Annotated in this window: 25 protein-coding genes and 2 pseudogenes; 10 read left to right on the forward strand and 17 right to left on the reverse strand. The window is 61.5% G+C overall.

Features of this window, described 5'->3' with window-relative positions; all coding sequences use genetic code 11:
* Window positions 1–237: pseudogene (locus tag EX20_RS18035) on the reverse strand (helix-turn-helix domain-containing protein); the annotation flags it as partial.
* Between the two features lie 101 nt (window positions 238–338).
* Between EX20_RS18035 and EX20_RS18040 the strand changes: the two are divergent.
* The 3 genes from EX20_RS18040 to EX20_RS18050 all read left to right on the forward strand — a co-directional run bounded on the left by EX20_RS18040 (window position 339) and on the right by EX20_RS18050 (window position 2,269).
* The gene (locus tag EX20_RS18040; RefSeq protein WP_231572261.1) at window positions 339–647 is read left to right on the forward strand and encodes a plasmid pRiA4b ORF-3 family protein; all 309 of its coding nucleotides are present in this window, start codon (window positions 339–341) and stop codon (window positions 645–647) included.
* Window positions 648–829: 182 nt separating this feature from the next.
* Window positions 830–1,138 carry an ArsR/SmtB family transcription factor gene (locus EX20_RS18045; RefSeq protein ID WP_034194241.1) on the forward strand — a complete coding sequence of 103 codons (309 nt, stop codon included), beginning with the start codon at window positions 830–832 and terminating at the stop codon, window positions 1,136–1,138.
* Between the two features lie 69 nt (window positions 1,139–1,207).
* Window positions 1,208–2,269: an alkene reductase gene (locus tag EX20_RS18050; protein WP_011882555.1), complete on the forward strand. Its 1,062-nt coding sequence runs from the start codon at window positions 1,208–1,210 to the stop codon at window positions 2,267–2,269.
* Window positions 2,270–2,281: 12 nt separating this feature from the next.
* On the opposite strand, the gene EX20_RS18055 is transcribed toward EX20_RS18050, so the two are convergent.
* Complete coding sequence (locus tag EX20_RS18055; RefSeq protein ID WP_034194242.1) at window positions 2,282–2,809, reverse strand: GNAT family N-acetyltransferase; 528 nt, start codon at window positions 2,807–2,809, stop codon at window positions 2,282–2,284.
* An 86-nt stretch (window positions 2,810–2,895) separates the two neighbouring features.
* On the opposite strand from EX20_RS18055, the pseudogene EX20_RS18060 reads away from it, so the two are divergent.
* From EX20_RS18060 to EX20_RS30895, 4 genes and pseudogenes are all read left to right on the forward strand, one after another.
* Window positions 2,896–3,270 (forward strand): annotated as a pseudogene (locus tag EX20_RS18060) (LysE family translocator); the annotation flags it as partial.
* Window positions 3,271–3,334: 64 nt separating this feature from the next.
* Window positions 3,335–3,946, forward strand: a complete 612-nt coding sequence (locus EX20_RS18065) for a LysE family translocator (protein ID WP_034194243.1) — start codon at window positions 3,335–3,337, stop codon at window positions 3,944–3,946.
* A 12-nt stretch (window positions 3,947–3,958) separates the two neighbouring features.
* Complete coding sequence (locus EX20_RS18070) at window positions 3,959–5,653, forward strand: recombinase family protein (protein WP_034194244.1); 1,695 nt, start codon at window positions 3,959–3,961, stop codon at window positions 5,651–5,653.
* A gap of 445 nt (window positions 5,654–6,098) precedes the next feature.
* On the forward strand, window positions 6,099–6,326 hold the full coding sequence (locus tag EX20_RS30895; RefSeq protein ID WP_072465520.1) for a hypothetical protein: 228 nt from the start codon (window positions 6,099–6,101) through the stop codon (window positions 6,324–6,326).
* A 397-nt stretch (window positions 6,327–6,723) separates the two neighbouring features.
* Here the strand turns inward: EX20_RS30895 and nikR are convergent, their stop codons facing one another.
* Window positions 6,724–7,182, reverse strand: coding sequence for a nickel-responsive transcriptional regulator NikR (nikR, locus tag EX20_RS30900; protein ID WP_072465519.1), 459 nt, complete (start codon window positions 7,180–7,182; stop codon window positions 6,724–6,726).
* Between the two features lie 148 nt (window positions 7,183–7,330).
* Between nikR and EX20_RS18075 the strand changes: the two genes are divergently transcribed.
* Window positions 7,331–8,395 (forward strand): HoxN/HupN/NixA family nickel/cobalt transporter, encoded by a 1,065-nt coding sequence (locus tag EX20_RS18075; protein WP_034194245.1) that lies wholly within the window; start codon window positions 7,331–7,333, stop codon window positions 8,393–8,395.
* A gap of 51 nt (window positions 8,396–8,446) precedes the next feature.
* Window positions 8,447–9,556 (forward strand): porin, encoded by a 1,110-nt coding sequence (locus tag EX20_RS18080; protein ID WP_131929107.1) that lies wholly within the window; start codon window positions 8,447–8,449, stop codon window positions 9,554–9,556.
* A gap of 142 nt (window positions 9,557–9,698) precedes the next feature.
* Here EX20_RS18080 and EX20_RS18085 read toward each other — a convergent pair whose 3' ends face one another.
* The 5 genes from EX20_RS18085 to EX20_RS18105 all read right to left on the reverse strand — a co-directional run bounded on the left by EX20_RS18085 (window position 9,699) and on the right by EX20_RS18105 (window position 14,333).
* Window positions 9,699–10,214, reverse strand: a complete 516-nt coding sequence (locus EX20_RS18085) for an SRPBCC domain-containing protein (RefSeq protein WP_050781921.1) — start codon at window positions 10,212–10,214, stop codon at window positions 9,699–9,701.
* 344 nt (window positions 10,215–10,558) lie between these two features.
* A complete protein-coding gene (locus EX20_RS18090; RefSeq protein WP_060044625.1) occupies window positions 10,559–10,744 on the reverse strand; it encodes a hypothetical protein in 186 nt (61 codons plus the stop codon).
* 369 nt (window positions 10,745–11,113) lie between these two features.
* A complete protein-coding gene (locus EX20_RS30905) occupies window positions 11,114–12,769 on the reverse strand; it encodes an ATP-binding protein (protein WP_224020032.1) in 1,656 nt (551 codons plus the stop codon).
* Window positions 12,759–13,262 carry a HEPN domain-containing protein gene (locus tag EX20_RS30910; protein WP_131929106.1) on the reverse strand — a complete coding sequence of 168 codons (504 nt, stop codon included), beginning with the start codon at window positions 13,260–13,262 and terminating at the stop codon, window positions 12,759–12,761. Before EX20_RS30910 ends, EX20_RS30905 begins: the two co-directional genes overlap by 11 nt.
* 366 nt (window positions 13,263–13,628) lie before the next feature.
* Window positions 13,629–14,333 (reverse strand): SOS response-associated peptidase family protein, encoded by a 705-nt coding sequence (locus EX20_RS18105; protein WP_034194250.1) that lies wholly within the window; start codon window positions 14,331–14,333, stop codon window positions 13,629–13,631.
* Window positions 14,334–14,408: 75 nt separating this feature from the next.
* Between EX20_RS18105 and EX20_RS18110 the strand changes: the two genes are divergently transcribed.
* Complete coding sequence (locus EX20_RS18110; RefSeq protein WP_224020031.1) at window positions 14,409–14,876, forward strand: hypothetical protein; 468 nt, start codon at window positions 14,409–14,411, stop codon at window positions 14,874–14,876.
* 129 nt (window positions 14,877–15,005) lie between these two features.
* Here EX20_RS18110 and EX20_RS18115 read toward each other — a convergent pair whose 3' ends face one another.
* The 9 genes from EX20_RS18115 to EX20_RS18155 form a co-directional block, all read right to left on the reverse strand.
* Entirely contained in the window at window positions 15,006–15,794 is a 789-nt protein-coding gene (locus EX20_RS18115) for a DNA adenine methylase (RefSeq protein ID WP_034194251.1), read from the reverse strand.
* Between the two features lie 155 nt (window positions 15,795–15,949).
* Entirely contained in the window at window positions 15,950–16,597 is a 648-nt protein-coding gene (locus EX20_RS18120; protein WP_034194252.1) for a hypothetical protein, read from the reverse strand.
* The gene (locus EX20_RS18125; RefSeq protein ID WP_034194253.1) at window positions 16,594–17,160 is read right to left on the reverse strand and encodes a glycoside hydrolase family 108 protein; all 567 of its coding nucleotides are present in this window, start codon (window positions 17,158–17,160) and stop codon (window positions 16,594–16,596) included. The genes EX20_RS18120 and EX20_RS18125 overlap by 4 nt, the downstream gene beginning before the upstream one ends.
* Entirely contained in the window at window positions 17,157–17,606 is a 450-nt protein-coding gene (locus tag EX20_RS18130) for a hypothetical protein (protein ID WP_034194254.1), read from the reverse strand. The genes EX20_RS18125 and EX20_RS18130 overlap by 4 nt, the downstream gene beginning before the upstream one ends.
* A gap of 75 nt (window positions 17,607–17,681) precedes the next feature.
* Window positions 17,682–18,734 (reverse strand): phage late control D family protein, encoded by a 1,053-nt coding sequence (locus tag EX20_RS18135; RefSeq protein WP_034194255.1) that lies wholly within the window; start codon window positions 18,732–18,734, stop codon window positions 17,682–17,684.
* A gap of 10 nt (window positions 18,735–18,744) precedes the next feature.
* Entirely contained in the window at window positions 18,745–18,951 is a 207-nt protein-coding gene (locus EX20_RS18140; protein ID WP_034194256.1) for a tail protein X, read from the reverse strand.
* Entirely contained in the window at window positions 18,926–19,807 is an 882-nt protein-coding gene (locus EX20_RS18145) for a phage tail protein (RefSeq protein WP_034194257.1), read from the reverse strand. The genes EX20_RS18140 and EX20_RS18145 overlap by 26 nt, the downstream gene beginning before the upstream one ends.
* Before the next feature lie 9 nt (window positions 19,808–19,816).
* On the reverse strand, window positions 19,817–22,231 hold the full coding sequence (locus EX20_RS18150) for a phage tail tape measure protein (RefSeq protein ID WP_034194258.1): 2,415 nt from the start codon (window positions 22,229–22,231) through the stop codon (window positions 19,817–19,819).
* A gap of 55 nt (window positions 22,232–22,286) precedes the next feature.
* On the reverse strand, window positions 22,287–22,616 hold the full coding sequence (locus EX20_RS18155) for a phage tail assembly protein (RefSeq protein WP_034194259.1): 330 nt from the start codon (window positions 22,614–22,616) through the stop codon (window positions 22,287–22,289).
* Window positions 22,617–22,639: the final 23 nt, after the last annotated feature.

The raw sequence follows: 22,639 nt of genomic DNA on the forward strand, positions 1-22,639 counted from the left end.
CGTGCGCCGGTCACGCTTCGGGCGATGACTGTCTGCCCGCAGCCAGCCCGTCAGTTGCGCGGCCCACTCGTCGACGACGCTCGGGCTGACGCGCTTCGGGTACTTCGGCTCAACGGCATCCGTTTGCCGAAGCCAGCTGCGCACCGTGTTCCGGGACAGGCCCGTGCGCCTCGCAATCTCGCGCAGCGGGACCTTCTCGCGGAAATACATCCGCCTGATCTTGGCCAATATGCCCACCGTGATCACCTCTGTATCCCCTGCTCAAAGATTGAGCAGGGCATTCAATCACGTGGGTCAAAATTCGATGAAAACTACAGCCTCAGGTGGGTCAGTTCTGCGTGGACATCAACAGCGACGCCTCATTGAGATACGTCTACGACTTCGGCGACGACTGGGAGCACAAGATCGAGGTGGAAAAGGTCCTGCCGGCAGATGTCTGCCCGACTCCCATATACCTCGGCGGCGCCAATGCTTGCCCACCTGAACATGTGGGCAGCCCATACGGCTACGTCGAGTTCCTCGAGGCGATTGCCGACTCCGCTCACCCTGAACACGAACACATGCTCGGTTGGCATGGTGGACCATTCGATCCCGCCGCAATCGACCACGACCTCATCCAGGCGCGCCTTCAGCGCATCAAGCTCTGAGCGTCAAGACGGCCTTCGTTGGACGGATACCCCAAAAGTGGCGGTCCTTTTTGAATGCCGACAGTCGATCAACCCCACTCCCACCAGTGCCATCGTGCATATCGTCTTTTTCCGATATATGATTCGGTCAACGGCGATACTCGTTGTGCTCCAGTTTTTCCGCCCGAACATCTGACCTTGCCATGCCGACCGAACTCGACGTCGATGCGATCCTGAAAGCGCTCTCGAATCCCGTGCGCCGGGAAATTCTCGTCTGGCTGAAAACGCCCGACGTGCATTTCCCCGCGCAGACGCTGCCGTACGACCACGGCGTCTGCGCCGGGCAGATCGACGCGCGTTGCGGGCTGTCGCAATCGACCGTCTCCGCGCACCTCGCGACGCTGCAGCGCGCGGGGCTCGTGACGTCGACACGGATCGGCCAGTGGGCGTTCTTCCGGCGCAACGAGGCCGTCATCGAGGCGTTTCTCGACGCCGTGCGCCGCGAACTCTGACCCTGCGGACCGGCCGCCGCACGCGAAGCGAAGCGACGGCCTTCCGCCTATCTTGAAAAGGTTATCTCCATGCCTACCCTGTTCGACCCCGTTACCCTCGGCGAGCTGACGCTGCCGAACCGCATCGTCATGGCGCCGCTCACGCGCGCCCGCGCCGGCACGACCCGCGTGCCGAACGAGCTGATGGCGCGCTACTACGCCGAACGCGCGTCGGCCGGCCTGATCATCAGCGAGGCGACGTCGGTCACGCCGCAAGGCGTCGGCTACGCGGACACGCCGGGCATCTGGTCCGACGAACAGGTCGAAGGCTGGAAGCGCGTGACGCAGGCCGTGCACGCGGCCGGCGGCCGCATCGTGCTGCAGCTGTGGCACGTCGGCCGGATCTCCGACCCGATGTTCCTGGACGGCGACCTGCCGGTCGCGCCGAGCGCGATCGCGGCAGGCGGCCATGTGAGCCTGGTGCGGCCGGAGCGCCCGTTCGTGACGCCGCGCGCGCTGGAGCTCGACGAAATTCCGGGCATCGTCGCCGCCTACCGCAAGGGCGCCGAAAACGCGAAAAAGGCCGGTTTCGACGGCGTCGAGATTCACGGCGCGAACGGCTACCTGCTCGACCAGTTCCTGCAGGACAGCACCAACCGTCGCACCGATGCGTACGGCGGCCCGATCGAGAACCGCGCGCGCCTGCTGCTCGAAGTGGTCGACGCGGCGATCGACGTGTGGGGCGCGGGCCGCGTCGGTGTCCATCTCGCGCCGCGCGGCGACGCGCACACGATGGGCGACTCGGATCCGGCCGCAACGTTCGGCTACGTCGCGCGCGAACTCGGCCGCCGCAAGATCGCGTTCATCTTCACGCGCGAGTCTTATACGGGCGACCAGTTGAGCCCGCGCCTGAAGGAAGCGTTCGGCGGCCCGCTGATCGCGAACGAGCAATTCACGCCCGACTCGGCACGGCAAGCGCTCGCCGACGGCAGCGCGGACGCGATCGCGTGGGGCAAGCTGTTCATCGCGAACCCGGACCTGCCGCGCCGTCTCGAACTCGGCGCACCGCTGAACAAGCCGGTGCCGGAGACGTTCTACGCGCAAGGCGAGACGGGCTACACCGACTATCCGGCGCTCGACGACGCAGCCTGACGGCGCGGACGTTCACGCGCGCACGTCGGCGCGCATGAACACGCGGCGCGTCTCGTCGAGCCCGCGCTCGACGTGATGCGCGCGAATCGCGCGCAGCGCGGCGTCGAGCGCTGCGTCGTCGATCACACGAAAGCCGACGCGCGCGTAGTACGGCGCATTCCACGGCACGTCGCGAAACGTCGACAGCACGACCTCAGCAAAGCCGTCGCGCGCGGCGCGCATCATGATCCGCTCAATCAGGCGCGCGCCGATGCGCTGCCCCGCATGCGACGGCGCGACGTCGAGTTCTTCCAGGTAGAGCCGCCGCGCGTCGAGCAGCCGGTAGAACGCGAAGCCGACGCACGCGCCCGTTTCGTCCGTCGCGACATACGCGTGGCCCGCGTCGATGCGCTCGCGCACGGCGCCCGCATCGGTCGGCTCGCCTTCGGCGAGGTCCGGCATGCCGATGAACTGAAAGCGCCGGGCAGCGGCCACTTCGACGGCGGCCATCGCGGCCGCGTCTGCGCGCGTGGCGCGGCGAATCCGGATCGATACTGTCATCACGGCAACCTAGGCAGACGGAAACGGCCGTCACTATAATCGAAACTTCATACCTTTCGAACGCCCCCTTCCGCCAGAGGTTCGCCATGACGTTGTCCGCGCTCGCCGTGTTCGCCTTCGCCCTTCTCGCCCTAGCCGGCACGCCCGGCCCGAGCGTCGCCGCGCTCGTCGCGCGCGTGCTGACGAACGGCGTGCGCGACGTGCTGCCGTTCCTCGCCGCGATGTGGATCGGTGAAGCGCTGTGGCTCACGCTGGCCGTCGCCGGGCTGTCCGCGTTCACGCGCACGTTCGAAAGCGGCCTGCTCGTGCTGAAGCTCGTCGGCGTCGCGTATCTGCTGCTGCTCGCGTGGAAGATGTGGCGGGCGCCGACCGACACGAAAGCCGCCGACCTGCCGCGCGGCCAGTCGCCGTGGCGCATGTTCGCGGCCGGCACGCTGGTCACGCTCGGCAACCCGAACGTTAGCCAATATACAAACCATGCTTAACGGCGTAGAGCCTTATTCTACGCGCCTCTGGAGCTACCCCATGTCCGTTTCCAGCCTGATCGCATTCGGGATCGCCCTGCTCGCCCTAGCCGGCACGCCCGGCCCGAGCGTCGCCGCGCTCGTCGCGCGCGTGCTGTCGAACGGCTTCCGCGATGTGCTGCCGTTTCTCGCCGCGATGTGGATCGGCGAAGCTCTATGGCTCACGCTCGCCGTCGCCGGCCTGTCCGCGTTCGCGCGCACGTTCGAGGCCGGCCTGCTCATGCTGAAGTTGCTGGGCGTCGCCTACCTGCTATTCCTCGCATGGAAGATGTGGTCCGCACCGGCCGACGGTGACACCGACAACCTGCCGCGCGGCCAGTCGCCGTGGCGCATGTTCGTCGCGGGCATTCTCGTGGCACTTGGCAACCCCAAAATCGTCATGTTCTACGTCGCCCTGCTGCCAACCATCGTAGATTTAACGCACGTCAGCGTGATCGGCTGGGCCGAACTCGTCGCAACGATGCTCGCCGTGTTGGTCGCCACCGATTGCGCATGGGCCTTCGTTGCGACACGAGCGCGCAGGCTACTTATCTCGCGTCGCGCGATGAAAATCGCCAACCGCACGAGCGCGGCAGCGATGGCCGGCGCGGCCGTTGCAATCGCCACGCGGTGAAGCAGTATGGCAATGTCAAAACTATCGAAACCCAAGGTCTACAGCTACCTCCGATTTTCTGATCCCAAGCAGGCAGCAGGCAGCAGCGCCGATCGGCAGATGGAATACGCCGCGCGGTGGGCGGCTGAGCACGAAATGCAGCTGGACGTGTCGCTCACGCTGCGCGACGAAGGGCTATCTGCGTTCCACCAGCGCCACATCAAGAAGGGCGCTCTAGGGGTGTTCCTTCGCGCCGTCGAGGACGGCAGGATCCTGCCAGGATCGGTGCTCGTGGTCGAAGGACTTGACCGCTTGAGCCGCGCCGAACCGATTCAGGCACAGGCGCAGCTCGCGCAGATTGTCAACGCTGGCATCACAGTTGTGACGGCAAGCGACGGGCGCAAATACAACCGGGAAAGGTTGAAGGCGCAACCGATGGACCTTGTGTACAGCCTGCTCGTGATGATCCGTGCACACGAAGAATCGGACACTAAAAGCAAACGCGTGAAGGCGGCGATACGCCGGCAATGCGAGGGATGGGTCGCGGGGACATGGCGCGGCATCGTACGCAACGGAAAGGATCCGCACTGGGTACGGCAGGCGGAGAACGGAGCGTTCGAATTCCTTCCCGAACGCGAGCTAGCTATCCGGACCATGATCGACCTATTCCTTGCTGGTCACGGCGCAATCGAAATTGCCCGCATCCTCTCCGAACGCGAACTGTACGTCAGCAACGCCGGCAACTACTCGACGCACATGTATCGGATCGTTCGGAACCGCGCGCTAGTCGGGGAAAAATCGCTCACCGTCGACGGCGAAGAATTTAGACTCGCCGGCTATTACCCTGCACTTTTGACGCCCGACGCCTTCGCGACGCTTCAGGAAGCAATGAGTGAGCGCGGCCGCAGAAAGGGAAAGGGGGAGATTCCGAACATCCTAACCGGGCTATCGATCAGCTCGTGCGGCTATTGCGGATTAGCCTTGGTGTCGCAGAACACTGCGATTCGTCCGGCCAAAGGACGAGCCTTTACTCGACGCCTCGGCTGTTCAGGAGCTACGTTCAACACCGGTTGCCCTGTCGGCGGCACATGCGACTCGAGAATCGTTGAGCGTGCGCTGATGCACTACTGTTCGGATCAATTCAACCTGGCCCGCCTGCTCGAAGGCGACGACGGGGCTGCTCGCCGCGTGGCGCAGCTCGCCGTCGCCCGCCAGCGCGCGAGAGAGATCGAAACGCAGATCCAGCGTGTAACCGACGCGCTCCTGTCTGATGACGGTGTCGCGCCAGTGGCGTTCATGCGCCGCGCGCGAGAACTCGAAAGCGAGCTCGAGCAACAGCACCGCGAGATAGAGGTGCTCGAACACAAGATCGCCGCGAGCAATGCACACGAGATCCCAGCAGCTGCAGAGGCTTGGGCACAACTTGTCGACGGGGTTCTCGCGCTCGACTACGGCGCACGCATGAAGGCACGTCAGCTCGTTGCAGATACGTTTCGGAAGATTGTGCTGTTCCAGCGAGGGTTCACGCCGTTCGGTAACGCGCCGGCCGATCGGTGGAAGCGCAGCGGCACCATTGGACTGCTGCTCGTCACGAAGCGCGGCGGAATGCGGTTATTGAACATCGATCGAAAAACCGGGCAATGGGAGGCCGAGGACAACCTCGACCTCGCGCCACACCACGCCGACGAAATACCGTTACCTCCCACCATTCAGGGGATGGAATGTTAAGCGCAAGGCTTGTCCAGCGCGGCATCCGCCACTTGCCGTAGCAAATCCGCAGCACATAAAAACGCCCGCTCAAACGGGCTTTAGTGCCTCTGGGGACTCAATCCTACCGTGTAGTTGCAAAGCGACTTGCAGCGCCTGATGATGCGGCGGTACCTGCGTCCTATCTGATAAGACCCGGCGCACAAAGCTATCCTGAAACCCACGCCCGCACTTTTACGGACGGGCCGTTGCAACCCACTCCCGACATTGCACTAGGCACAACCTGGTCGGCAGCTGTTGTGGTGCAGCGGTCATTCTGCGCGTCGAACCAGTCGACAAGTCGCCGGTCGTGACATTATTCGCTCTTGACCGAAATCAGCCTAGACTATCCCGTCTGCGCGACAATGGTTCGTCATCTGTATGACGCAGAGAAAACCGGCATTTTCGTTAACTGATAGGAGATTTCATGGAGCGCTACAAAAATCTTGGCGGCGACTCGAACGTAGTTGCCTACGAAATTGAACAGGGGGCGATTACTGTCCAATTCGGGGATGGCTCGGTTTATCTCTATACAACGCAAAGCGCTGGCGCAGCAAATATTGCCGAGATGCAGCGCCTGGCAAACGTCGGCCAAGGCCTAAATAGCTTCATTAGTCGCGTTGTTAAGAAGGGCTACGCCCGAAAAATCCGCTAGATTTTCGCTTGAATATGTTAGGAGGCGGGAAAGAGCAGGACATCCGTGTTTGTGTTACGCGTAAGCAGACATTCGCGATTGACTGCCATCAAGGCACGTGAATGGGCGACGACGCGATTGACATAATCGGCGCACGAAGGTCCGGCCTCGGGGGCGAAGTCGCCGTTCGAGCGTCCGCGTGAAAGCTCATGCCAACATCGGTAGATGGCCGAACTTGGCCGACTTCCGCTCGACGTAGGCGGCCGCCCCCGACCCGGAACTGCCGTTCGGGCCGGCGATGCCCCAACGACCAATCTCAAGGCGTAGCCGACATCTAAACATTCGAGCAACGCGATTCGCGGATGATGCCCGCCAGCTGTACTCATTCCAACGCGCGCCCTGCTACGACATGTCTTCATCAAACATGCAGATGGTCGTGATGATCCGCGGCGTCACCGTGATGATGCAAAGACCGCTCGACGAGCGCCGGAATCGAATGGAGGTTTGCGTACCGCACGCCACGCTGGGTCGTGATGCTGTCTGCAAATGCCAGGACATCCTGAGTGCGCCCACGCAGAACTGACGATTCGAGCAGACTGTCATGATCGAGATGCACCCGCATAGTCACGACCGACAGGTCATGTCGGTCATGGTGAGCTTGAGTGATCCTGCGGGCCAGTTCGCGGGTTGCGTGGTCGTAAACGTACGCGAGCGTGGCTACGCAATGCTCGCCGACCTGCTTGGGTTGCTCTTTGACGCGGTGCTCCCGCACTAGATCCCTGAAGGCCTCCGACCGGCTCGCATAGCCTCGCTGGGACACGAGCTCGTCTACCGCGTTCAAAAGGTCTTCATCAATCGTAATTGTGATGCGTTGCATGGCAGGCCTCAGGTTGGTTCAGGATCGTATTTGAGCAGATTCGAGTATGAGATTTTTGAGAAAGTGTATGATTCGCCCCCTGTCGGGGGAATGCGCCGAAACATGTCGGCCAACGCCCTCCCCCATAAAATTGACTGCGGGAAAGGCAATGATCCATTTAATCCGCGCCCTATTCGGTGATGAACAGGGGCAAATGAAGCAGAAGATCGGGGCGCTCTATGCGGTGCTCATTGCGTTCAACATCGGCGCGTGGGCTTGGGCGTGGATCGCATTTCACGACTATCCGCTGTTGATGGGCACCAGTTTTCTCGCATGGTCCTTTGGCTTGCGACACGCAGTCGACGCCGACCACATCGCGGCGATCGACAACGTCACGCGCAAGTTGATGCAGGCCGGACGGCGCCCGATCACGGTCGGCCTCATGTTCTCACTTGGTCACTCGACGATCGTCGTGCTGGCGTCGGTCGGCATTGCCGCGACGGCACTTGCGATGAAAGGCCAAATGGATGGATTCAAGGAGGTCGGCGGACTCATCGGCACGCTGGTCTCGACCTTCTTTCTGTTCGCGATTGCCCTGATGAACCTGTTTATCCTGAAGTCGGTCATCAGCGCATTCCGGCGCGTCCGGCGCGGCGAGCCTTACGTCGAGGAAGATCTGGATATGCTGCTCGCGAGCCGCGGGTTTCTGGCGCGGATCTTCCGGCCATTGTTCCGTTTGGTCACGCGAAGCTGGCACATGTACTTCCTCGGCTTCCTGTTTGGGCTCGGCTTCGATACCGCCACGGAGGTCGGGCTGCTCGGTATCTCGGCGGCGAGCGCGGCAAAAGGCTTGCCGATCTGGTCGATTCTCGTGTTTCCCGCACTGTTCACCGCAGGCATGACGCTCATCGACACGACCGACAGCATCCTGATGCTCGGCGCATATGGCTGGGCTTTCGTCAAGCCGATCCGCAAGCTCTACTACAACATTACGATTACCACGGTCTCTGTTGTCGTTGCTATTGTCGTCGGCAGCATTGAGGGGCTCGGCCTGCTGGCGGACAAGCTTCAGCTCGCCGGCCCCTTCTGGGAAGCGGTGAGCAGCCTGAACGACAACTTCGGACTGGTCGGTTACATGATCGTCGGGGTGTTTGTCGTCAGCTGGCTGTGTTCAGCAGCGATTTATCGCTGGAAACGCTTCGATGAGATCGAAGTTCAGTCCGGGAAAGTCTGAGCGCGCGCCGCTGATCGACTGCCTGCTTCACGAGCTGTCTTCTAGAAAAAAATGCAAAGTGCTGTCTTTCCATCGATGCGGGCGTATGCGCTCGGTATCGCGCTGAGCCTGCCGGCCGCTTCTGCCCATGCTCAAAGTTCCGTCACGCTGTACGGCGAACTCGATGCAGGTGTCGCATACGTGAACAACGTGTCGGGACATTCGCAATACCTCCTCACGTCCGGGCTGATCGATGGCAGCTACTGGGGAATCAAGGGCTCGGAGGATCTAGGGGGGGGATTCGCGGCGCTATTCCGGCTTGAGCGGGGATACTCCGTCGCGACCGGCGAAGACCTCAACGACCACCCGTTCTACGTCGGGCTTGATGGTGAATCGCTTGGCACCGTGACGTTCGGGCACCAGTACGACATGGTGTACGACTACTTCGCCCCATTCACGCTGACGGGCGGCAACGGTGGGACGGCATTCGCCCACCCGTTCGACAACGACAACGCTAACAATTCGTATCTCGCCAGCAACTCGGTCAAGTACACGAGCGCCAATCTCGGCGGCTTCAGTTTCGGCGCTATGTACGCGTTTTCGAATCGGGCCGGGGCCTTCGCGGAAAACCGCGCCTACGGACTGGGCGCGAACTATGCTGCTGGTCCCTTCAAGGTCGGTGCAGCATGGATGCACGTCAACGGACGGGGCGAAGGTGGGACGGGCGCTTACGATACTGCCGCGCTTCCCGGCACAGGCGGCACGCCTCTCAACGCCGCTGTCGGACGTCAGGACACGTTTGCCGCAGGTGCCAGCTACAGCGTCGGGGATGTGACTGTTGCCGGCGCATGGTCGCGCGTCGTCAACACCGGTGTGATCGACGCGGATTCTGGCGCTGCGATGCGATCGTCGAGCCTGAGCAACTACGAGGTCAATGCAACTTGGCAACTCACTGAAACAATTGCGCTGGCGGGCATGTACACGTATACAGCGGCGGCGGGGCCGCACTGGCATACAGGCGCACTGCAGTGTGATTACACCCTTTCCAAGCGAACTGATCTCTATATCGAGTCTGTCTATCTGCGTGGATCATCCGGATCTACCGTTGCCATCAATGGCATTGACCCCTCGAGCGGACGGAATCAACTGCTCGTGGCGACCGGTATCAGGCACAAATTCTAAGCCTCCCTGATTCGCGTTAGGACGTTCCCGAACCGAAGCGGACATTCCATTGTCTTCGCTGATGCAGCGTTGAACGTCTGTACCTGGCCGACCAGCGACTGTGGCCGTTGACACCGCGGGGCGTCGTGCGACAAGGCGGCACTCAGGGGGTTTTCATGTCTACGCGCTGCTGAACCGCGGCATTCATCGCCTCAAAGTTCCGTTGAGTTTCCTCGATTACGTCTTTCGTCAACCGCCCAACGAGCAGTCCCGAAAAGGACTCCGTTTGCTCCAGACGGGTACCGCCAGTTACGGCCGTGAGGTGGATGCAATGTGTACCGTCGAAGACGCCGCGAATCCATACACTGCCACGCCAGCACAGGTCTTGCTCCGGATGAACGATCAGAACAGTCGGATTAAATATCATCGCATCCGGTCCAGTGCCTAGCACGATACGGATTGTCTCTCCCTCCCTGAACTCGCCGTCAACACGAGTAATGAAGGGATTCCAATCGGGGTACGCGGTGCTGTTCGATACGACCTTCCAGACATCGGCAGGCGTCCGATCAATGAATGTTTCAGCATGCGCGCTAATATCATCGTGCAGAAAAAACAGGGTTCCAATAATCCCGACGACAATGACAGCGATGCCTTTCAGTAGCAATCCCCGCAAGCCCATATTCGCCTCGTAATCGGTCGAAATTACACCGCTGCAGTTTTGAACGCACAGATTGTTGACGATATAGCCAGCGACGTCGAGTGTCTGAAACTGGCCGAACGCGGCCGGCCACCGCCCTGTGTCGCACGATCGGCGCAGATCGACCCGTTACGGCCTTTCAGCTAGCGTCTGCGAAGGTCACTGACGCGCTCCAAAGCGGACATACGCTGCGCGGTCGGCAGACTGACCGTCTTCGATCCCCGTTATGAGCGCGAAGCGGGCCAGCGGTAACCTTCACGTTGTGACTTCACACGATGGCTCGGTTGCCGTCGGGCGGCGTCGATCTTTGTCACGAGCATGTTCGTCTACTCCTGCACGTGAATCCGATGGAATATCTCTGTGACGGCCTTCTTGACCGCCTCGGGGTTCTTTTCATGCTGGTCGGGATGGGCGTACATCAGCATGTAGCCTGCCATCATGTGCGTGATCGAATCTGCCTCGGCACGGACCCACTGCGCGAGCCGGATCACGTCTGCATAAACGTTCCGCATTGGCCAGCCCCCCCTAGGCGCGCAACTGGTTGCAAATGCCTTGGCGGCCAACGACAGAACAGCGGTCCAAAGCAACGCCATCTGACGGGTCGAAGTTCGAGCACCTCCTGCCGCGCTAATAAATTCAAGTGCTTAGCACGGTCTTGCGCGCCGGGCTTTTTGCTATCTGGCGTCCACGCAACCTGAATTCGTCAACTCGGAGCAATGTGGCGGCACCTCGCGCACGTCGAGCGGCGCTCGTTGGGACGCGACAAAGGCGCAGTCGCTGCGCCGTTTTGCACCCTTTGTTTCGGCCATGAGCAAAGATACGCGCGGAGGCGGTGGCCGTCCTTGGGATGCCCTGCATGAGCCACAACAGGGCGTGACCGGTCAAACGTCAGGAGACAAGGCGACTTCGCTCTTGAGACTGCTCAGCTCGAACGTCGGCGCACGTCTGAGTAGAGACACCAACTTCAGTACGGTATCGCCGATTCGTGCAGGCTCCGAACTGCGCGTTCGCTTGAGCACCATATGGCCGCGTTCGAAGTCCAGCACATGAATGCCCTGTTTTAATCTAGATCCTGAGTATTGGCTCAGATCAAGGAGGTACACTTCCGCCCGTTGGCCTGCGTGATGTTGATCGGAGAGGCTAGGGTTGATCAGGTGCAGCATGCGTAGGTCAGCGAGCGCCTGAAGGGTACGATACTCCACGGACCGCAACTCTTTGTCACGAAAATCAACTCGGAAGAACGTGATTTCCTCAGTCGTCAGCAAAAAGTCTCGGACTATGTTTAGCGACGCGACCAACTCTCCAGAGCGGCCCGAAGTTGCAGCTGCATCGTCTTCGAGCTCTTGAAGTTTCGTTTGCCCGGCGACTCCAGCGGCGTTGTTTACATCCTGTACCCCCACTGTCTTGGCGTTCGGGCGTTGACGTGCCGTTTGAATGGAAGCTGCGCAGAGCGTCAAGAAGTCGCGCGGCACGCCTCCGGACGCGAGGACCAATCGATCTAACGCCGCAGTACTGAGTACATTACTGAGCGGCGATGCGTTACATTCTTCGATGTAGCCGCGAAGCACGCTTTCAAGGAATTGCTTAGCTCGTTCTGGGTGTTCGAGCGTAACGTCGAGATTGATGATTGCAGCGTCATGGCCCGTTTGCAGTCCGGTCGGCGGGACCGGAATGAACCAGCGGGTCTGATGTTGGATTCCAGCAATTTTCAGCCAGACGAGATTGTCGCGCGTGACTCCATGAAGAAGGTCGAGAAAATGTGGAACCTCCGCACTTGGAAGATAGTGAATGTCATCGACGAACAAATAGATTGTCCGTTGGGCTTGCAGGGTGAATCGTGAGCATTCTTGCTGGAGCAGCGGAACCAATATTGCGACGTCTTCCAGTGTCGAGCCATTAGCCATGAAGCGCAGCTCAATGTTCGCTCTTAGTGCACGCAAAGCATCCAGGCCCGTCTGGGACGAGCGAAGTGCCTCCTGCGAAGTCAGGAGTAGGTCACATAGCTTCAACGCGACAGTTAAGAATGCATGCCCTACGCTCAGGCTACGCAATGACTGCACATTTACCCAGAGAACATAAGCGCCTTCATTTTCTAATATCCTTCGTGCCTCCAGGAGCATCGAGGTTTTTCCCACGCCACGGCGCCCGAAAATGAGATGGTGGCGCGGCGTAATTGCGACGCTCAGACGTTCTTCAACGTCTTGAATATATCGAAGGCTCGGTTGGCTCTCCGACGTTCTAGAGCGGGTGCTCAACAAGCTGAGCAGGTCACCGACTCGCGGATCATGCACGCCTGTAACCGCTTTGTATTCTTTTTTGCTACCCCCGCTTTTGACCTGACGGACCGTAACGAAGCCATTTTCGATCTGCGAGTCTAGTTCTTGCGCGACTTCAATAGCCCGCTGATAATTGCGCTCCACTTCTACGATGGCAATTATTTCGCCCGGAAAGGTTCTAATTTGAATCGAAAATGGAGTAACCCCGGCTCTTCGCATTGCCGCATCGATGATTCCTTTGAGATCCGATTCAAGAACCATTTTGTGCCTTTATCTTCTGATTAATGTATCTCTGCGAGATACGGATGAAATCCTTCGCGTCCTGAATCAGTGATAGACAAGTGTCTTTAAACTCAAGTTCATCAACAGGATAAGGATCGTAGTCCGCCCTATTTCGTTCTAGGCGCGCCATTTTCAGTTTGTTACGCCATTGTTCGTAGTCGGGAAAGTCAGTTGGCAATTTTCCAGGGAGCGCCGAATGCTCCTCGTGGTCATCGCCGCCGTAAGATAAGTAAGTTGCAGCGCGAGCCGCGTGATACATGGAGTAGTAGGCTCGACTCACTCCCGTGCGCCAGAGCGCGGGGGTGCAAGACCCTACCTGTACCGCGTCTCGCAATTTCGATTTCGCCAACGTCAATCGGTCTTTCGCTACGCGTGCGCGGAGACGCTCAATTGAGGATTGAGCGCGGCGAACAAGGGATACCCCGTCTGCGAAGTTTTTGAGCTTCTCGATCTTTGCTTTGGAAATAAGCAAGAGTTCGCTATCGGTAATTCTGGGCATAATTCCTTTCTATCACGAACTTGATCGAAAAGTAACAGTCGTTTGCGACTGGCCGGCAGCGGATCGGTCACGATGACTCATATCATCTCATACTGTGTTGTGGTTACGGGCACGGTGGCCCATCCGACCGCAACGAGCGCGCGCTGGCAAAGTTGGCTCACGGCGTGCAGGGCATGCGCTAACAGGGAAATGGCGTCAGGGAATGGCTAGTTTCGGCAGCGGCCAGCCGCTTGAGCGGCTCCGTTCTCCCGATGGTGAACGGTAGGAACTGGCCGCGTTACGTCTCACGACTTAACGCGGCGCGCGTGGCGTTCTGTATCTCGGGGTACGCAACTCAAGTTACTTTGGTTCGGCGAACATCTCGTCTGCCGAATAGAGCTGCAACATCGTTCGCGCTGCCTCAACGTTGGGCGTCCTCAGCCATTCCTCCCAATCATCCGGCCGGAGGACGACGACCGACCGCTTCTCGTCGTCCGGTTTATGCATCCGCGACATGACCGGATGGTCGTCCGCGTTAACCGTAATCATCGTCATCACGTGGAGCGGTCTACCGTCCAGATCTTTCAGGGTGCGCCAGATACCGGCAACGCACATCGTCCGGCGGTCGACCACGCCGATCCGCTGCCACACGCACGGACCGAGAATCCATTTCCCGCTGGCGTCCCGCCGAGCATACGGATAGGACGGCTCGATCACGTATCGGGCAGGAATTAGGCACCGACCACCTGATCGCCACGTCGACCCATAGAGCGGCGACTTGCCCAAGTTGTCATCACGAACATTCAACGTGCTGCGCATGATTGGCGGCTTGCGCCCCTGCTCCTTCGCCCGCTCGACGTTCGCCTTCTGAAGCGCACGCGGCCAAAACCCGAAGCCGGCGATCAACGGCCTAAATTGCCCGTCGATGCTGGCGACTATCGGCGCGTCATCGTCCTGGTAAATCTCGGGCTTCCAAGGCGTCCAGCGATACAGATCTGCGAAGTTGTCAATCCGCAGTTCGCTTAGGCCGGAATCCTCGCCGGGCGCTATGTAGTTTGTGCACATCGACGTCCCCAATTTTCGCTCTTGACTGAACCATCTTACCCCGCGCTACACTGTGTTTTTATACAGTATTTCGCCGTGATCAAACCTCAGTGGGCATACATTTGGGAGTATCGGTTCTCCACGGAAACGGAGTGGAAGCGCACGCCTAGCGAACTGACGGAGCATGAGGCAGAGTTGTGGATCGAAGCGGTCTATGATCCGCTTGAAATGCCGTCGATGAGGCCGGTCGAGCGTACGAGGATCGATCGCAACCGCGTCCCTCTTCGGGATCCGAGGGTGAGGATCAAGCCGAAGATGCCTGAATTCGATGCGCCGACCGACGCGGAATTGAGATCTATGTGGCGCGAGCACACCGACCTGCAGGTACGCTGGCTCATCCTCGAAATCCTGGCGCTTCGGAAGTCGATCGACCGTATTCAGGCGTGGTTCGACTATGTCGACAAGCATGTTCCCGACCGGGGGGCGCTAGGGGGTGGACAAGGGGAATTTCAGCGCCTACGTCATCTGTTGCGCGCCGAGAGGGGGCGTGCCGGGATGCCTTGATTTAGCCGCTACGCTGCTCGACCGACCATAGTCGACCGCCGGCGTGGTGACTTGCAGCGGACCGCCCTGCCCGCGTTCGACGATCTGTAAGCGCGGTGTCGGCACGATATCTCGCGCCGACACCTTCGACTAGAACAGACCCACGGGCTGCGCCGCATCATCCCAGCTGAAAATAATCAGCTCGTTTCGCTCGACGCCCTTCCCACCACCGACCGTGTATTGAATCGGCACGGTCTCGATGTGAAAGCCGTCGAACACGCGCCGAATGTCCGGATGGTCATTGAGGCTCACGATCGCGCGCCCTTTGATCGATCGCAGGCGTTGCGCCATCTTCTCGTACTCGCCGAACGGAAACGCCACGCCATACCCTTCCGTCTCGTAATACGGCGGGTCCAAGTAGAACAGCGTATGCGGGCGATCGTATCGATCGATGCAGGCTGCCCAATCCAACCGCTCGACGAACGTGTTCGCGAGCCGCAGATGCGCCGCTGATAGCTCCTCCTCGATACGCAGAAGATTCAGGCCCGGTGGCGTTGTCGTCGCCGTGCCGAACGTCTGCCCTTCGAGCTTCGCCCCAAAGCAACTTTTCTGCAGGTAGTAGAACCGTGCCGCTCGCTGGATATCGGTGAGGGTTTCCGGGACCGTCTGCTTCAGCCACTCGAATACCTGCCGGCTCGTCAGCGCCCATTTGAACTGACGCACGAACTCCTCCAGATGATGCTGCACGACACGATATAGGTTGACCAGCTCGCCGTTCACGTCGTTGATGACCTCGACCTTGGCCGGCGGCCGCAGAAAGTACAGCGCGGCCCCGCCCGCGAACACTTCGACGTAGCAGTCGTGTGCCGGGAAACGGGGGATGATGTGATCTGCGAGACGGCGCTTACCGCCGATCCAAGGAATGATGGGATTTGCCATTGTGAAAGCCGTTTTTAAACTTGGTGTAGAATCCGGCCCGCCTACGTAGGTAAGCAGGGCCTTGGCTGATTCACTGGCGTAGACAGTGGAAAGGCGACCGGGCGAATGCTCCAACATTCCCCCGGCCGCCCTGTTTCTTCAGCGCATCGCGGCCGTCACGGCGTCCGATGCTCGATCGGAAACGACGGGATCACCTTCGGATCGATCGGCCCGCCCGTGACCGTGATGTCCGGCGACACGGCGAACTGGGTGATGCGGTCCGCCTGCTTGTCGGCCCGCGACGACGATCCGAAAAAGTATTCCTTCGAACCGATCACCATCGTGATCAGCACACCAAGCAGCGTGTCGAGCGTGCTCTTCACGACGTCGGGCATCTTGATGTCGCCGATCGCCAGATAGAACTCCAGCCCGATCACGACGAACAACGCCACCGTGTACATGTAGGCGAGATTCCGCGCCGTGTGGTCGTGCTCCGCCGCCGCGTATTGACGAGCGCTCGCGCGATCGTCGGCCGCAACCTTGTCGGCCTGCACCTGAATGCCCGCCATGCTCTCGGCGTGAGAAAAGCCGGCCTGCCGCATCTTCAGCTCGAAGTCTGCATCGGCCTGCTTCAGCGCGAGCAGCTGCTCGGGCGTCACCGACTGGCCTGCCAGTGCCGCCTTCACGGCGTCCACCGAACCGTCACCGAAGCCGAGCTTGTCCGCGATCGTCGACGCGGCCATCGCCGCGATACCCGGCACACCGCCGGTCAGCGCCGTAAGCAGCCACGGCGCAACAGTCTTCAGAATGTCCAGCATCGTCATACCCCCAGTGCGCGGTTGAGTTGCCAGCCGTACTCGAACTTCTCGTTCTCCGGCCGGCGCTCGGCTGTCTCGATATAGAACACCGACTGCTGCGCGGCGATCATGCCGTACAACACACGATGGCCGTCCGCCCCGCGTTGCTGCAGGAATGCCTTCAGCGCCGTGACCGTCATCGGGCCGATGCCACCGTCGACCGCGATGTCCGGGAACGTCTTTTCGTTCTGGTTCAGGACGTTCAGCGCCCGCTGCATGAACTTGACGCCGGTCGATGGCCCCGCGTTCACGCCGATGTCGAACAGCTTCTCCGCGAGCGTCGACGAGATCGCATCGACCTGATCGAACTTCGGTCGCCGCCAGTAACGCGACTCGTAGATCGCAACGGCCGTCGTGCGCGGTATGTCGCTCATCGGCCCCGTGTATCCGTACGCGCGCGCTTCGGCGGCCGTCACACCCCACATGGTCCCTTCGAGCTTCCCGAGATACCAATTGCCTCGATCGTTCGGATCGTTCGAGAATCCGCCTTCGCGCCCGATCAGCGCGTCGATCTTCGCAGTTACGTTCATTGCTTCCCTCCCCGGCTCAGTGCCTGTTCCAGTAAATCGATGCGCTGCTGCTGCAGTCGGTTGAGCGCATCGCCCTCGTTGATGTGCGTGAAGACCCAGACGATCGAACCGACCAGAAACGTCTGCACCACGCCGAGACACACGCCGAGCACCCACATCGCGCCCGTCGCCTTGTTCTTCATCGCATCGACCTTGCGATCGACATCGGCGATCTCGTCGGCCAGCTCGGCACGCGCTCGTTCTTCCGCACGCGAACGGCTCCATAGCAAACTGACATCCTCACGCACCGTTTCCGCCCGCACCGCCATCTCCGCGAGCCGCCGGTCGAGATCCGCGAACGGCTGCACCGATCGCTTGATGTCCTCGACACTCGCCGCGACGGCCCGCATCTGCTGCGTCAACGTCGCGATCTGGACGGCCAGCCCCTCCTGCTTTTCATCACCCATCAAACCCCCGCTGAAAATAAAAAAAGCCGCCCGAGTTGCCTCGAGGCGGCTGCCAGAAATTGATGCACGCGCGTGTTACTTCGGCGGCGACGGTACGACCAGATCGACCTTCTTCGTCGGCTTCTTGCGATGGCCGACCTTCGCCTTGCCCTTGTTGCCGGCGTTCAGCTCCACCGACGTATCCCAACCGTTACCGGCATAGGTATGCCGGACAGAATCGACCAGAAAATCGCCGTCCGCCTCCTGCTTGAACCCCGACAGCTTCACGGTCTTCTCGGCCGATATGTCCGTGCGTCCCTTCATGCGCAGCACGCTGCGCGCGGTGTGCCGGTTCAGCTTCTCCAGACGCGACTTCGCACCGGCCTTCGCGGTCTCTGGATTGGCGAAGGCATGGCGCTCGGTATGGACAGCGGCGGCGCCCGGCGGGGCATCCGGATTCGGGATCGTGAGGTCGATCTTCTTCCCCGTCTTCTTGTCGTGCACCTTCGTCCGTACTGCAACGAAGCTCGCACGATCAGGAAACGAGATCTCGTAGTCCGTCAGATCGCTCGGCGTCAACGTGATGACCGGCAGCGGTTTGCCGCTTGCGCTCTTGCCGCCGCCGATCGGCCCGACGATCAGCTTGCCCGCCTTCACCGTCGCCGTTGCGCCGTACTGCCGTGCGATACGCGTGATGAAATGCAGGTCGCTCTCGCCAAACTGGTCGGCACGCGGCACAGCAGCGTCGACCGAACACGCAGCCACCCATTTGTTGCGCCGAGCGACATCGCCGACGATGTCGGCCAGCTTGACGTTCGTCCAGCTGCCGTTGCGCTGCGTCTTCGACGTCGCGCGCATGTTGGACGGTCGGCCGCGGATGACGATCGTCGCCGGCGGTCCTCGCAGCACGATCTCGTCGACGGCATACTCGCCGAGCATCGACAGCCCCTGCCCCTCCCATCCGAGCGAGATCTTCAACGTCGCGCCTTTCGGCGGGAATCGGACCTTGCCGTCCCGATCGTCCAGCTCGATCTCGCATTCGTCCGCTTCGAGGCCCGGCTTGTCGGTTGTCTGGATCCGCAGCACGCGATCCTGAATCACGCGCGTGATGTCGGCCCCGTTCGCGACCACTTGAAAAATTGCCTGCATTGCCTCTCCCTCACGACCAGAGCTGAATCGGCTCGTCGCGCGGCGTGTCGAGATCCGGCATCGTGATCAACACGCCGGACCGAAACGGCTGCGGCTCGCGCGCGAGACCCGGATTAGCTTCGTACACGGCCTCGACCGTGCCCTTCAACGTCCCGTAATGGGCATAGCAGAGCGTGTCGAGAATGTCCCCGTCAGAGGTTCGCAAAGTCTTCGCCATAGCGGCCGAACTCCAGGGTGTAGGTTTGCTTGCGCGGCGCACCGTCGGACATCAGCGCCTCCTGCTCTTCGTCGACGCTGTGCAGATACCAGCGCCCGAGCACGTCGCCCGTGCCGGCCGTCAGTTGCACCGGCTTCAACTTCGCGCCGATCGCGCGCAGCGTCTCCAACTGACGGAAGCCGGCACCGAGCGACGGAAACACGACGCCCGAAAGCGTGATCGTGTCGCCGCCCTGACTCACTGGCTGCTGCGCCTCCTCGCGATTAAGCCGTTCCTGCGATGCGATCTTGAAGCGCGTCGAGCGCCGCAGCTTGTCGAACGCCGCCGTCGACAGTCCGAAGTGGAACGCGTCCCCGTCATCCGTTGATAGCGTCAGCAGATGAGGGGTGGAAGACGTCGCACTGTCGAACAGGCCGGAAAGGACGGAGCTGAGGCCGGTCGTCTGCGCGAACGACTGCAATGCGCCCGCCGTCTGCTCGCCGACCAACGCGGTGAACCGTGTTTTCGTGTCGCCCAACGCGCCCATGACGGACTGCGCGGCCGACTGGATCAACGGGTGATTGACCCCGCCGATCATCTTCACGATGCCGCTGACGGCAGCGCCGGTCGCCGCAAAACTGCGCATTACCGTGCCGATCTGCGGACTCAGGTCACCGGCCACCGACAGCATGCTCGTCGCCCCGCGCAACAGGTCAGCGGCCGACGTGAGGTTCCCCGTCGCGAGCTTCGTCAGCGTGTCGACCGTGTTCTGGCTCGCGCTGCGATTCCGATCGAACACGCGCACTACGTGCCGCACCCGTTCGGACGCGATGCTCGCCTGCGTTGCCGCCTGCGTCACACTCGAAATGAAGTCCATCCCTTCCCCTTACAGATGCGGCGCATCGAACATCGCCGACCGGTTACTCTTGTCCATCGACTCGCTCATGGTTCGCTGGATCAGCGGATTGATGCGCGCGAGCAGCTTGTCCGCGATTTCCGCGTCCGTGCCGCCCTCGACCTTGATGTGGAACACCGGGGCAAACGAGTTTTGCTGCTCGACCTTGAACGGTCGCGACTGCGGCGAGTCCGGGCCGGCCGCCACCTTGGCGGCCGCCTTCACCGCGTCGCTGTCGCCGTCCTTCGAACCCGTCGCCCACCGCGCCATCGCCCCAAGTAACTTTCCACCGGCAAACGTGCCGACCGCACCGCCGAGCACGCCACCGATGGCCGCACCGATCGGGCCGCCGAGCATGCCGATACCGGCACCGAGCTTCGCCCCGACGACGCCCCCGGCGAGCGAGCCACCGATGCTCGCGTACCCTTCCGCCTTCCGCGCGGTCGGCTGATCGCTGCGCGCGACCGCATACGCGTCCTTGGCCGCAAATGCGATTTTCAGGACGCTGCCGGCGACGGCCAGCTTCCCGGCGTAGGGGGCGAAACGGCCTGCGACCGTCCGAAACGCACCGATGACACGACCGAGACGACCGCGCGGAACACGGCCGCCGCTGGAGCCGCCACCGGCCAGATCGCCGAGCAAGTCACCTGCGGCCCCGGCAACGCCGCCAAGACCGCTACCCGGCAGGTTGACGACGAATACGCGCTGCACGCCTCCGGCAGCACCGCTCAACGCGTCGAGTGCCTTACCGACGCGCCCGCCGGCAGCACCGCCCCCGGCCGCTCCACCGCCACCGCGTCGCGCCATCCAACCGCCGCGCAGGATGTCGAGCACACCGCGCCCCATGTTCCACGCGGCACGGGCACCACGAACGGCAATCGCCGTGCCGATAACGCCAACGACCGCCGCCGTCGTACCAGGTACGGCGTCCGACGCGTGCTGCACCGTTTCACCCGCCCGCTTCGCGACCTTGCCGGCCAGATCCGTCACCGGCCGCAGCGCATCGCCGATACTGCGCATCGCGTCGTCCCACTGCTGGACGACCTCGCTCCAGATCTGCTTCGACGTTGCGCGGCGATCGGCGAGATCCTTGTCGATCTCGCCATTGGCGTCCGCTGCGTTGCGCTTGAGCTTCTGATACAGATCGGCGTTCTGCATGTAGGCCGTCAGCGCCGCCTTGACCTGCATGTCGTTGAACAGGTCGCCGGTCTTCATCGTGTCCTCGAACGCTCGCACCTGCGCCTGACGCTTGGCGGGATCGAGCTCGCTGTTGAGCTGCTTCGCCACCGCTGCGAGCTGCGCAGCCTTCTTCGGATCGACGCGCTCGATGTACGCCCGAGCGAGCACGAACGACGCCTCCAGCGTCGACCAGCCCTTGCCGATCGCCTCCTTCATCTTCCCTTCGTAATCGACGCCGGCCTTCTTGTAGTTGCGCTCGGTCTCGCCAGAACCGATCTTCGAGAACCAGTTCTTGAGGTTGTTCGCCGCCTCGTCGGCGTTGCCGGCGGTCTTCATCTGAACCTGCAGCATCGCGCCGAGCTGCGTCACGGAGTCCTGCCCCGTGATGCCGATCTTCTTCATTTCGGCAAGCAGCACCGGGAACCACCGCGCCATGTCGACGGACTCGAACGAGCCCTCCTTGCCGAGATACGCGATGGCCTCCAGCGCCTTCATCATCGCCTTGGGGTCCGCGATGTTCGCGTTCTGCTGCAGCGCCTGGATCATCTGCGCCGTCTCGACACTCGATGCCCCCTGACCCACCGAGAATTTCGCGACGGCCGGGCCGAAGTTCAGCGCCCGGTCGACGTCCATCCCGGCCGCGACCATCTGGTTGACCGCGTCCGCCAACTCGTTGCGCCCCATGCCGTTCGACAGCGCGTCGCGACGGATGCGCTCGGACATCGTGCGTTCCTGCTCGGTGCGCGCGATGCCGGCCTTGATGGCAATGTCCCGGATGATCGCCTGATACTGCGCCGATACGGCGGTCGGCACGGCGACGGCCGCACCGAGCTTCACCGCATCACCAGCCGCACTGCGCATGCCGTCGCGGCCCGCCGTCAGACGCTCATGACCAGCGGCCTTCAGCTCCAGCCCGCGCACCGTCCGGCCGAGCCGGGCATATGCGCGATCAAGCCGGTCGACCTCGAAACCCGCGTCACGCAGCGCACGGACGTTGTTGTCCAGCTTGCGCCGGATCCCGTCAGCCGCGCTGTCGCCGGCAAGATGCAGACGGCGGAACTCCTCCTGCAGCTTGATCGTCTCGCCGATCTGCCGCTGCCACATGCCGCGCTCGCTCGCAGTCTTGCGCAGCCCGACGATCTTCGAATTTGTATCAGCAAACGCCTTACCGAGCGTTGCCGACACCGCACCGCCGATGACGATGCCAAGTGCGATATCGCGTGCCATGTCAGTCCTCGCTCAATCCGTCAGCCACCACAACAATTCGTCGATCGTCATGTCTTCAACCGACTGCGGCTGCGTTCCGTACTCCTTCATCATCCGTCGAGCCAGCGCCTTTACCGTCTCGATTGGGAGCCTGACGAACGGATCGAAAGGATTCGTACGCACGCTGCATGGCGTCGTAATCGACCATGTCCATTGCTTCGATATCGTCGGGAGCGACCTCGGCGAGCGTCGCGAACAGCACGATCTCGCGCAGCTCGTCGTCGCCCTGCGCCTGCTTGCTCGCGGTACGCATGTCGCGCACCTTCGGGCGGCGCATTACCAGCTCGTTGCGCACGACACCGTCGAACGAGACGGGATACTTCAGCGTGATCTTCACGGTTTCCATTCAGCACCTCAGAAATGACAAAG

The sequence above is a fragment of the Burkholderia sp. WP42 genome (assembly GCF_000745665.1).
Lineage (GTDB): Bacteria > Pseudomonadota > Gammaproteobacteria > Burkholderiales > Burkholderiaceae > Burkholderia > Burkholderia vietnamiensis.

What these genes read in the sequence shown, in the direction of transcription:
- EX20_RS18075 (WP_034194245.1), top strand. Translation starts at nt 7,331, where the DNA reads ATGATCCATTTAATCCGCGCCCTATTCGGTGATGAACAGGGGCAAATG.
- EX20_RS18120 (WP_034194252.1), bottom strand. Translation starts at nt 16,597, where the DNA reads ATGACGATGCTGGACATTCTGAAGACTGTTGCGCCGTGGCTGCTTACG.
- EX20_RS18135 (WP_034194255.1), bottom strand. Translation starts at nt 18,734, where the DNA reads ATGCAGGCAATTTTTCAAGTGGTCGCGAACGGGGCCGACATCACGCGC.
- EX20_RS18080 (WP_131929107.1), top strand. Translation starts at nt 8,447, where the DNA reads ATGCAAAGTGCTGTCTTTCCATCGATGCGGGCGTATGCGCTCGGTATC.
- EX20_RS18140 (WP_034194256.1), bottom strand. Translation starts at nt 18,951, where the DNA reads ATGGCGAAGACTTTGCGAACCTCTGACGGGGACATTCTCGACACGCTC.
- EX20_RS18065 (WP_034194243.1), top strand. Translation starts at nt 3,335, where the DNA reads ATGTCCGTTTCCAGCCTGATCGCATTCGGGATCGCCCTGCTCGCCCTA.
- EX20_RS18055 (WP_034194242.1), bottom strand. Translation starts at nt 2,809, where the DNA reads ATGACAGTATCGATCCGGATTCGCCGCGCCACGCGCGCAGACGCGGCC.
- nikR (WP_072465519.1), bottom strand. Translation starts at nt 7,182, where the DNA reads ATGCAACGCATCACAATTACGATTGATGAAGACCTTTTGAACGCGGTA.
- EX20_RS18105 (WP_034194250.1), bottom strand. Translation starts at nt 14,333, where the DNA reads ATGTGCACAAACTACATAGCGCCCGGCGAGGATTCCGGCCTAAGCGAA.
- EX20_RS30905 (WP_224020032.1), bottom strand. Translation starts at nt 12,769, where the DNA reads ATGGTTCTTGAATCGGATCTCAAAGGAATCATCGATGCGGCAATGCGA.
- EX20_RS18115 (WP_034194251.1), bottom strand. Translation starts at nt 15,794, where the DNA reads ATGGCAAATCCCATCATTCCTTGGATCGGCGGTAAGCGCCGTCTCGCA.
- EX20_RS18045 (WP_034194241.1), top strand. Translation starts at nt 830, where the DNA reads ATGCCGACCGAACTCGACGTCGATGCGATCCTGAAAGCGCTCTCGAAT.
- EX20_RS18155 (WP_034194259.1), bottom strand. Translation starts at nt 22,616, where the DNA reads ATGGAAACCGTGAAGATCACGCTGAAGTATCCCGTCTCGTTCGACGGT.
- EX20_RS30895 (WP_072465520.1), top strand. Translation starts at nt 6,099, where the DNA reads ATGGAGCGCTACAAAAATCTTGGCGGCGACTCGAACGTAGTTGCCTAC.
- EX20_RS18125 (WP_034194253.1), bottom strand. Translation starts at nt 17,160, where the DNA reads ATGAACGTAACTGCGAAGATCGACGCGCTGATCGGGCGCGAAGGCGGA.
- EX20_RS18145 (WP_034194257.1), bottom strand. Translation starts at nt 19,807, where the DNA reads ATGGACTTCATTTCGAGTGTGACGCAGGCGGCAACGCAGGCGAGCATC.
- EX20_RS18090 (WP_060044625.1), bottom strand. Translation starts at nt 10,744, where the DNA reads ATGCGGAACGTTTATGCAGACGTGATCCGGCTCGCGCAGTGGGTCCGT.
- EX20_RS18050 (WP_011882555.1), top strand. Translation starts at nt 1,208, where the DNA reads ATGCCTACCCTGTTCGACCCCGTTACCCTCGGCGAGCTGACGCTGCCG.
- EX20_RS18070 (WP_034194244.1), top strand. Translation starts at nt 3,959, where the DNA reads ATGTCAAAACTATCGAAACCCAAGGTCTACAGCTACCTCCGATTTTCT.
- EX20_RS18130 (WP_034194254.1), bottom strand. Translation starts at nt 17,606, where the DNA reads ATGGGTGATGAAAAGCAGGAGGGGCTGGCCGTCCAGATCGCGACGTTG.
- EX20_RS18085 (WP_050781921.1), bottom strand. Translation starts at nt 10,214, where the DNA reads ATGGGCTTGCGGGGATTGCTACTGAAAGGCATCGCTGTCATTGTCGTC.
- EX20_RS18150 (WP_034194258.1), bottom strand. Translation starts at nt 22,231, where the DNA reads ATGGCACGCGATATCGCACTTGGCATCGTCATCGGCGGTGCGGTGTCG.